This window comes from Actinoplanes sandaracinus, assembly GCF_030009775.1.
Lineage (GTDB): Bacteria > Actinomycetota > Actinomycetes > Mycobacteriales > Micromonosporaceae > Actinoplanes > Actinoplanes sandaracinus.
Window position 1 is genome coordinate 1 of record NZ_JASCTH010000014.1, and the last position, 8,332, is coordinate 8,332.

Here is an 8,332-nt window from a genome sequence, read left to right on the forward strand (position 1 = left end):
TGCTCGACCAGCCACCGCTTCTTCATTGGCACGAACCCGGGCCGGACGTCGGATCGCTTGACGACTTCAACGTCGATGCCCAGCACGGCGCCATGCAGGGCGAAATCCTGCTTGAACCCGGCGTCGAGCTCGTCGCCGCGCATGTGCGGGCGGCGTTCTGGGACAAGGCACCCGACCGGATCGGCACCGATTCGGCCGACCTGGAACGCCTGCACGTCGAGACCACCCTTGCCGGCGGCATCGACATGCGCCTGCACCTCACCCCCGGCCGGGCCCGCGGCCTCGCCGCCGCCCTCGTGCGTGTGCTGACGCCGCTGAGACCGAAGCGTCCTACCGCACGCCGGTGTCACCCGGTGCGGCCTCGCAGGCCGCGCCCGCCAGTGCGCCCCCGCTGTCGGCTTGATGGCTCCACCCGGATCGGCATGGATGGATGCCAGGTGCCCGACCGGCGGGCACCACCCGTCAAGACCAGGAGGAACCGACATGACCACGTCCGCACCCGGACGGCGCATCATCGAGATCAGCGACGAGGCATTCGACGTTCTCGCCCGCACGGCCGAAACCCAGGGCACCGACTTCGATGGCGCATTGCGGTACCTGATGCAGGCCCCGACCGTGCCGACCGCCCGGCAGGACGACGACGAGGACGAGTGACTTGAACGCGAGGCGCCGCCGGTCGAAGAGGCCGGCGGCGCCTCGCGTGCTTCGCGGGTCAGCTCGGTTGGTCAGTCTCGGCGACGGTGAGCAGCCGTTGCGCGGTCCGCTGCGGGACACCCAGGCGGCGGGCCAGCTCGACGCCGAGGCCGCGCCGGTCGCGTCCGGCCTCCTTCGCTTCGGCGAGTAGTTCGGCGGCGGCGTGAAGGCGGGGGTCGTCGGCGTACGGGTGCGGTTTCCGGACGCTGTTGGTGGTGCCGGGGGTGCGGCCGGTGGATTGGCGGCCGGTGCGGGCGTCGGCGTGTGCCCACACGGTGCTCCGGTACCAGTACCGGCGCAGACGCCCGCTCGGCAACTCCTCCACGAAGTCCGGGTTGTCGATCAGCTCGTCCGGCAGGTTGCGATGCGAGGCGTATCCGAGGATGGCCGCCGCGCCGCCGGAGGTCACGCGATCGTTCGGGCCGCCGCTGCGGTCAATCTCGGTGAGCACGGCCCTCTTCGCCATGAGGTGCGCGGCGTGGAACGCGGTGATGTCGTCGAGCCAGAACCATTCGCCGCCGTCGTGGGTGAACGCCTCGGGGAAGCCGAACCGGTCGCGGTGGCGGTGCCAGTGGTTGACCGTGGAGCGCGAGGCGCCGGTGTGCGCGGCCACGCCCGCTCGGTCGAGGGCTACTCGTCCGTTGATGCTGCGTTGCGCCACGACGATCATCCTTACACCTCCGGCCGGGTTGAGGTCGACCGCGCAAGGGCCGAGGGTTCGCGGGCCGTAGGGCTACGATCGCTCGCACATCCACCCGGGATATGCGGCTCGTTCGGCGCGGTGGCCCGGGGCTCGGGTGAGGTGACCGGCGGGAACTGCACGCACCCTCGGGTGTGCCCGCCGGCCACCGCCCTTCACTTAGGACTTCGGCCGGAGTATCCGCCAGGCGACCTCGGCCATTTTGTCGATGTCCAGTGCGGCGATTTTCGCCTGGGTGGTCGGTTTCACGGCGTCGTACACGGTCAGGATGGCGGCGGCGGTGGTGCCGTCCACGATCACCCCGTCGATCTTGCGCATGTGGCCGCGCATGACTTCACGCAGCACCTCGATCACCCGAGGGTTGCCCGCGGTCGCGTCGTCAGGGAGTTCCTCGATCCACACGAGGTCCGGGCAGTCCGGGCAGGTCACTTGCAAGGGATCCTCGGTCACCAGGGTCACGGGTCCGTCGTCGGCTCCGCAGACCGGCCCGGGGCGGTGGGTGGCCTGCGCGTGCGTGTAACGAGGCGTCACGACCGCTCCTCGGCCGTGCCGTGTCCCGAGTTGCCCGGTCTCAGGTGCGCCGGGTCGATGGCCCCGTCGAGGTGATCGTTGGCGGCCTCGATCAGGCACGTGTTGTGGAACATGATGGCGGCGCTGAGTTCATCGTCGAAGTCGTGGGCGATCCGGCAGGCAGAGATCAGCGAGCGTGCCGCACTGGTCATCGCGGCAATGAGCGCCGCCTTGTCGTCGCCTCGGCTGCACGCGGTGAGTTCAGCGCCGTAGTACGTGCGCTCGTCTCCGGTGGGGAAGCGCAGCCGGTAGCGTCCGCCGTGAAGCCCGCCGGGCTGGTTCTCGATCGCGATAATCGTGCCGAGGCGGTACTCGACCGGGCTGATCGGGTGGCGTACCCGAGCGGTGTCGTTGAGATCCATCAGTTGGTCCGTTCGTTCAAGGGTCAGCGGGTGGGGTGGTCTGCCTCGGTGGCGTCGGCGGGCCGGTACACGCCGCCGGTGCTCTGCAAGTCGGTGACGACTCCGGGGCGTTGTTCGTACGGTTCGAGTCCGGCGCGGCTGGTGACGACATCGCGCAGGCGTGGCGGCCGGTTGCCGTCGGTGGGCATGAGGGCTCCTCGGGTCAGTGGGTGGGGTGGTCGATTTCGCCGCCGCCGTTGATCTCGAAGGCGATGACGGCGTCGTTGGTCTCGGAGGTGTCGGCGTGCAGGTACAGGTCGCCTTCGCGGCGCTGGACTCCGATGGAGACGCCGTGCACGTCGAGGACCACGTAGTCGGTGCGGTCACCGGCGGCGTGGTCGCGCCGGTAGATGCGCAGGTTCAAGTGGGTGAGCACGTCGGTGAGGGCGGGTTCGATCGGGCCGAGGGCGCGGAGGGCCTCGCTCAGCCGGCGTCCGTCGAGGGACGCCTGGTAGACCCCGACCTCGGGCGCGTCGTCCGGGGTGGCGGTCATGACCGGCTCCCGGCCTCGGGCGTGTCTGCGCCGCCCGTCTCGGTGGTGGGTGCAGTGGGCGGGAAGTCGCCGAGGATGCTCGACAGGGTGCCGCCGAGGCGTTGGTCGGTGATGGCGGCGCAGGCGATGAGGGCGGTTCCGGTGGCGAGGGCCTGCGCTGGGGTGTAGCGCACCCGTACGACCCGTTCGCCGTTGCTGGTGAGGGCGCGGATCAGGACTTCGCCGGTGTGCCAGGTACACACGGGCAACTCGGTATCCGGCAGGGCACGCACCGGCAGTTCGAGGGCTTGGTGAAGGTCGGCGCGCAGCGCGGCGCGGGCGTTGTCGACGGCGGCGTCCGCCGCCTCGAGGGTGCTAGTGGTGGCGGCCTTTTCCGTCGGGCTCGCTGCGGAGCGGGCGGCGGCTCGGTTGCGGTCGGCGCGTACGGCGGCATGGGCGTACGCGGTGGCGAGGTCGAGCAGGCGGTCAACGGTGGTCACAGTTTCTCCTGGTGGTGAGGGGCGTTGGAGGGTGGCCGGATGGAGCGGCCAGGCCGCTCCATCCGGGTCGTTCATTGCGGGGCGGGTGCTCGGCCGATGACCGGTACCGGGGGTTCGCCGATGACGGCGGGCGGCACGGCGGCGAGTACCGGGGGCAGCACCTGGTCGACCTTGGCGCCGGTGCGGTCGAGGCCGATCGCGGCGTGAACCGTCAGGTGGACTCCGACGGTGACCGCCTCAGCGCCGGTGAACCTGACGACCACGGGGCGGGCGTGCTGGTCTCGCGCGTGGATCTCGACGTGGCCGTTCGCCAGGGTCCGAACCGGACGGAACTCCTCGAGCTGGGCCTCGGCCTCCTGCGGAACGGCGGCTGTGATCGCGGTGACGAGGGCGTTGTACCGGGCGAGCGTCTCACCTCCCCAGTAGTCGGCGCGATTGGTGTGGAGCTGGTGTTCGTTGTGGTCGGCGGAGTGCTCGGCCAAGGCGCGGGCCACCTGCTCCCTCGCGTACGCCTCGCATAGGTCGCTCATCTCAGCGAGAAGGCGCTCGGCGAGCGGCGGGCCGGCGGTGGTCGAGGGGTCGGTGGTCATGATCAGGGCCTCCGTCGTGGAGTCGGTTCGAGGCGATCGAGGTGCGGGCGCGGGCGTGACGGCGCCTGCCGGGCCCGGGGGTGACCGGCACCCCCGGGCGGCCGGGATATGTCGTGTGCGGGCGTTTAGGGCCGGGTTGCGCGGGCGGGCGGGACCGGGCCGAGGCGCCGGGCCGCGCGGAGGCGGCGGTGGCGCGCTCGGCGGTGGTGACGCCCGCCGGTGCCGGGGCCGGACGCCGCCCGGTGCGGCGGTGACGGCCCCGATACCGGGCCATGCTCAGACCGCCAGCAGGTCGAACGCGCGGGCTTTGAGGTCCGCACCTTTGCCGGTCACCGCGCGCCGGGCGCGGACTTCGGGGGTGCTGGCCTTGGCGAAGTGGTCCACGTACTCAGTGATGGCCTGGTATCCGGCCCACCGGGTGCCCTTGATCGCCTTCTGGGTGTCCGCGTCGCGGACCAGGAACCGCAGCGTGGCCGAGCGCTGTTTCGCGTTGTTCTTCGCCACGTCGGAGGCGTCATCTTCGACCGGCCACAACTGCGCGACGACCTTCTCGAACTCGCCCATGGTGAGCGTCTCGTTGATCATCTTTTCGGCTTCGGCCTCGAATGCGGCGAAGTGCCTCCACGTCAGGCGCAGGGCCTGCCTCGCCTCGCCGATCTTGGAGGTGATGTTCGAGGTGTGCCGGAACGTGTAGGAGCTGACAGCCCGCTCCAGCGCCATGCGTTGCGTGTTGGCGCACACCACGCGCACCGGCGAGGCGTTCAAGCTCAGCGCGGCGGTGCCGTCGTGGCTGGTGGTGCCGATCAGATAGAGGTCCATCCGGTCGACCCCGGCGATCTTCATCGCGTCCGGGAGCTTCATCGTGACGAAGACGTTCTTGCCCCTTCGCATCGAGCCGGCCGTCTCGAAGTGCGCGCCGCTCTCGTCCACGAGGAGGTTCAACACTTCGGCGACCTGCTCGTTTTGCACGGTGGCGTAGTCGTCGCCGACGATGCCGAGATACTCGGTTTCGCCGCTGTGCGGGTTGGTCCGCACGGTCATGAACTTGTCGGGGCAGTCGACCTTCGTGACGCCCTTGGCGTTGACCTCGATGCCCTGAAGCGGGATCTTGCGGACCTCCCAGCCACCGAGCCACGCCTTGCTCATGACCTCCTCGGCGGTCATGCAGTCCTGAGTGATCTGTCCGAGCTGATGCCAGGCGGACAGCCGGGCGGAGGCGAAGGCCGTCTGGCCGTTGGCGAGGGTTTCCAGTTCGTGTGCCACGAGGGGTGTCCCTTTCGGACTCGTTCGGTCGGTGGTGGCGGGCCGGGGTTGCGTCCCGGCCGCACCGTCACGAGCAATGATTCCTACTTATGGGCCTGGATCAAGTCGATCCGGGCCGATCTATGAAGGTTTCTGCGGCGAATCTGACGCCCGCCGCCAGCGCACCCCTAGCGGGTGCGCGGGGAGGTGTTCAGGCGCCCGTCCAGGCCGTACTCGTACTCGTGCACGGCCTTGAACGGCGCCGGCAGGAACACCGAGAAGCCGTGCTCCGGGATGAAGCGAGTCCGGTAGGAGCGGGTGATGCCGAGGACGTACCGCTCGGGTTTCTCGCCGTGCGAGCCGGGCGGCATCATGCCGCTACCGGGGCGGTCCGGACGGGCGCGCCGGTGCCGCGCGAGGGCGATATGCGGACACAGTCTGAGCGCCGCCGTCATGCATTCCGGGTGCCCCGGCGGGTCGGTGTACCGCAACAGTTCAGCAGCGCGGGGGCCACCCAGGAACGCCACCCAATACCCCATCGGCTCGCCGCACAGCGAACACCGACGCGCCGCCGCCAGGTCGGCCGAGGCGGTGATGTTGAGGGTGGTGAAGTCCACGTACGGGCCGTGGGGACCGTCGTGCACGTTGACCGGCGGGATCGGCAACCCGCGCCGCGCGTCACGCGGCCGTGCCGCAAGACCGGCCGGAAGATCCGGCACCCCGCCGTGCGGGCCGGGGCGGGTCACTGGTCGTCCCCGTCCCGCAGGTCCACGATCACGAGGCCGGGCACCGTGGCGCGTAGCCCCGCCCGCATCAACGCCCACTGGTCCGCGCGAACCTTCCGGACGATCGGTTCGAGGTTGGCGCCGACCATCACCATGAATTCAATGGCGGCGGAGTCCAGGTCGGTGAACACGGCGACCATGTCACCTCCGGCCACCACGTACACCGGCCCGGTGTCGGACGGCGCGGCTACGGCGGTGGGGCTACTGGGGTCGGGCGGTAGGGATGCTGGTGTGGTCATGAAACGATCTCCTGTCGGTACCGGAAGGGGTTGGCGCCACGGGGTGGGGTCTAGCGGTGCGTCGGTCGCCATGCGCTCCACCCCGTACCGGCGGTGAAGGTGCGGGTCATCCACTTGCCGCACCCCTCGCACTGCCAGTCCTGGCGGTCGGTGGCCCACATCTGTTGCGGCATGGCGTTGTAGTCCGCGCACACGAGGTGGGGGCCGATCGGGCACATACCGCTGTGCGCCGGGACGTACGGAACACGGTTCGGCGCCGGGGTCATAGGAACCTCCTAAATCGCGGGTCGGTTGGTCGGGCAGTGCCGAGCGGGGCGCTGTCCGCGCCCCGCCCGGTCGGATCTCACGCCGCCAGCACCACGTCGGCGTCGGCGTCGGCCGTCACGTCGGCGGTGTCGTCGGCCGACTCCGGGGCCGTGGTGTTGGTGTCGTCGGCCGTCAGGTCGGTGGTGTCGTCGCCCGCAGCCTCCGCGCTGTCGGCTTCCGGGGTGGCGTCGTCGCCCGCCGCGTCGGCGCTGTCGGCCCCGTCGGTGGTGTCATCGCCCGCCGCGTCGTCGGTGGCGTTGTCGGCCTCGTCGTCGCTGACCGGCGGGCGGGTCATCAGAGCCACCACCTCGTCGGCCGGGGCGGGCGCGTCGTCCGCGAGGGCGTACTTCACCGGCGCCTCGCTGGTCAGCACGACCACCCCGAAGTCGGTGAGTTTCGACAGCGCGTTACCGCACGCGCCGGAGCTACGCCGCCCAACTCACGCCCGACGGTGCCGGGGGTGACCTCGTGGCGGGGGCCGAGGTCCCGCATGAACGCCTCCACCAGGTTGCGGAGCCCGTTCTTACCCAGCTTCTCCGACCCGTCGGTGTTGATCTCACCGGTGGAGGCGCCGGTACGGCCGGTCCGGCGGGCCGTGACCGTGACGGCGTTCTTCACCCGGTGCTTGTGACCGCACGAGCACACGCACTCGCGGTACGGGGCCGCGTTTGCGAGGTCAACCGTGCTCAGGTCGGCCTCACCGCGCACCCACCGGTCCGGGGTGTCCTCCTTGTTGTCACCGCCCGGCTTACGCACCGCTGCCCCGGCAACCTCCATCGCCATCAGCACCCGCGCGACCACCGGCGCACGCAGCCCAGACAACTCGGTAATGACCGCCGCAGCGACGCCGTTCGGGTAGTCACCCAAAATGCCCGCCACCATGACGATCTTGAAATAGTCGGCCCCACCCGACGGCGCACCCGATACCGGCGCCCCGGACACCGGTGCCACGGTGGCGACCGTGCCCGCGCTGTCACCAGGCGTCGGCTCGGCGGCGGTCACCGTGACCGGCACATCAGCGACGATCCTTCCCGCTTCGGTCAGGAAGATTCCGGCCTCGCGGTCACCGGTGTTCGTCACGTCGTCGCCGGAAATCTCAAAGTGGACGGTCTCGTCGGGCTTCGCCATGTGGCTCTCCACGATCCGCGTAGACCCATTGGCGGCGGGGGCCTCGTCGGTGGTGGCAATGTCGTCGGCGGTCGGGTCGGTCATGGCGGTCTCCTCGGGGGTGGTGGCGGGGCGCCAGAGATCGGCAGGCTTGCGGTTGCCGTTGGCCGGGCCGGGCGTGCGGGTAGCGGTCCCGGCGGTTTCCATGGCGACGAGGACTTTGGCGGCGGTGGAGGCGCCGACTCCGGCGGCGGTGGCGAGGTCGCGGGCGGTGACGCCGTTGGGGTGCGCGCGGAGGGCGGCGGCAACGGACTCGGCGGAGGGGGTGGCGGTGGTGACGGACATGACGAATTACCTCCAACAGAAAGGGGATTGGAATTGCGATTTCGCGTGGTGCGGGTGCACCTCTATTTGCGGTTTCGGCGGGGCCGTTGTTGTGGCCCACGTCCATGGACCCTCTGCACGCAATCAATGTCAATCCCCGGCGCCAAACTTTTTTGGCGACTAGGACGCGCACCGCGAATCGTCTCCGTCGCCGGTGCGCCGATTGGTCGGCAATGGTCATTAGGGCCGCTGTGCGCCTCGCTGACCGCCGTTTGTTGCACGCTGGCATATCGGTATGGGTGCGCGCTGTCGGGGCCGTATGCGGCGCGTTACGGGGTGGGTGTTTCGGGGTGTGGAACGCGACGCGCGCCCGGCCGTGGGGCCGGGCGCGCGGGGGGCGATT

At 70.3% G+C, this 8,332-nt stretch carries 12 protein-coding genes and 2 pseudogenes; 1 reads left to right on the top strand and 13 read right to left on the bottom strand.

Translation table 11 applies throughout. The features are described 5' to 3' along the window. Positions 1 to 257, bottom strand: a pseudogene (locus QLQ12_RS47085) (IS5/IS1182 family transposase); the annotation flags it as partial. 226 nt (positions 258 to 483) lie between these two features. On the opposite strand from QLQ12_RS47085, the gene QLQ12_RS21430 reads away from it, so the two are divergent. Then, complete coding sequence (locus QLQ12_RS21430) at positions 484 to 654, top strand: hypothetical protein (RefSeq protein ID WP_282762021.1); 171 nt, start codon at positions 484 to 486, stop codon at positions 652 to 654. Positions 655 to 712: 58 nt separating this feature from the next. Here QLQ12_RS21430 and QLQ12_RS21435 read toward each other — a convergent pair whose 3' ends face one another. The 12 genes and pseudogenes from QLQ12_RS21435 to QLQ12_RS21490 all read right to left on the bottom strand — a co-directional run. Beyond that, positions 713 to 1,363 (bottom strand): hypothetical protein, encoded by a 651-nt coding sequence (locus QLQ12_RS21435; protein ID WP_282762022.1) that lies wholly within the window; start codon positions 1,361 to 1,363, stop codon positions 713 to 715. 189 nt (positions 1,364 to 1,552) lie between these two features. Then, a complete protein-coding gene (locus QLQ12_RS21440; RefSeq protein WP_282762023.1) occupies positions 1,553 to 1,924 on the bottom strand; it encodes a hypothetical protein in 372 nt (123 codons plus the stop codon). Further along, positions 1,921 to 2,325 (bottom strand): hypothetical protein, encoded by a 405-nt coding sequence (locus tag QLQ12_RS21445; RefSeq protein WP_282762024.1) that lies wholly within the window; start codon positions 2,323 to 2,325, stop codon positions 1,921 to 1,923. The genes QLQ12_RS21440 and QLQ12_RS21445 overlap by 4 nt, the downstream gene beginning before the upstream one ends. Before the next feature lie 23 nt (positions 2,326 to 2,348). Further along, positions 2,349 to 2,513, bottom strand: coding sequence for a hypothetical protein (locus tag QLQ12_RS21450; RefSeq protein ID WP_282762025.1), 165 nt, complete (start codon positions 2,511 to 2,513; stop codon positions 2,349 to 2,351). A 14-nt stretch (positions 2,514 to 2,527) separates the two neighbouring features. Then, positions 2,528 to 2,857: a hypothetical protein gene (locus QLQ12_RS21455; RefSeq protein WP_282762026.1), complete on the bottom strand. Its 330-nt coding sequence runs from the start codon at positions 2,855 to 2,857 to the stop codon at positions 2,528 to 2,530. After that, complete coding sequence (locus QLQ12_RS21460; protein WP_282762027.1) at positions 2,854 to 3,336, bottom strand: hypothetical protein; 483 nt, start codon at positions 3,334 to 3,336, stop codon at positions 2,854 to 2,856. The genes QLQ12_RS21455 and QLQ12_RS21460 overlap by 4 nt, the downstream gene beginning before the upstream one ends. 71 nt (positions 3,337 to 3,407) lie before the next feature. Continuing rightward, entirely contained in the window at positions 3,408 to 3,926 is a 519-nt protein-coding gene (locus tag QLQ12_RS21465) for a hypothetical protein (protein WP_282762029.1), read from the bottom strand. Between the two features lie 276 nt (positions 3,927 to 4,202). Beyond that, positions 4,203 to 5,189, bottom strand: a complete 987-nt coding sequence (locus QLQ12_RS21470; protein ID WP_282762031.1) for a DUF932 domain-containing protein — start codon at positions 5,187 to 5,189, stop codon at positions 4,203 to 4,205. A 167-nt stretch (positions 5,190 to 5,356) separates the two neighbouring features. Next, positions 5,357 to 5,914 (bottom strand): hypothetical protein, encoded by a 558-nt coding sequence (locus tag QLQ12_RS21475; protein ID WP_282762032.1) that lies wholly within the window; start codon positions 5,912 to 5,914, stop codon positions 5,357 to 5,359. Then, entirely contained in the window at positions 5,911 to 6,192 is a 282-nt protein-coding gene (locus QLQ12_RS21480; RefSeq protein ID WP_282762034.1) for a hypothetical protein, read from the bottom strand. Before QLQ12_RS21480 ends, QLQ12_RS21475 begins: the two co-directional genes overlap by 4 nt. A 50-nt stretch (positions 6,193 to 6,242) precedes the next feature. Then, a complete protein-coding gene (locus tag QLQ12_RS21485) occupies positions 6,243 to 6,458 on the bottom strand; it encodes a hypothetical protein (RefSeq protein WP_282762036.1) in 216 nt (71 codons plus the stop codon). Between the two features lie 278 nt (positions 6,459 to 6,736). Beyond that, positions 6,737 to 7,950 (bottom strand): annotated as a pseudogene (locus tag QLQ12_RS21490) (hypothetical protein); the annotation flags it as partial. Positions 7,951 to 8,332: the final 382 nt, after the last annotated feature.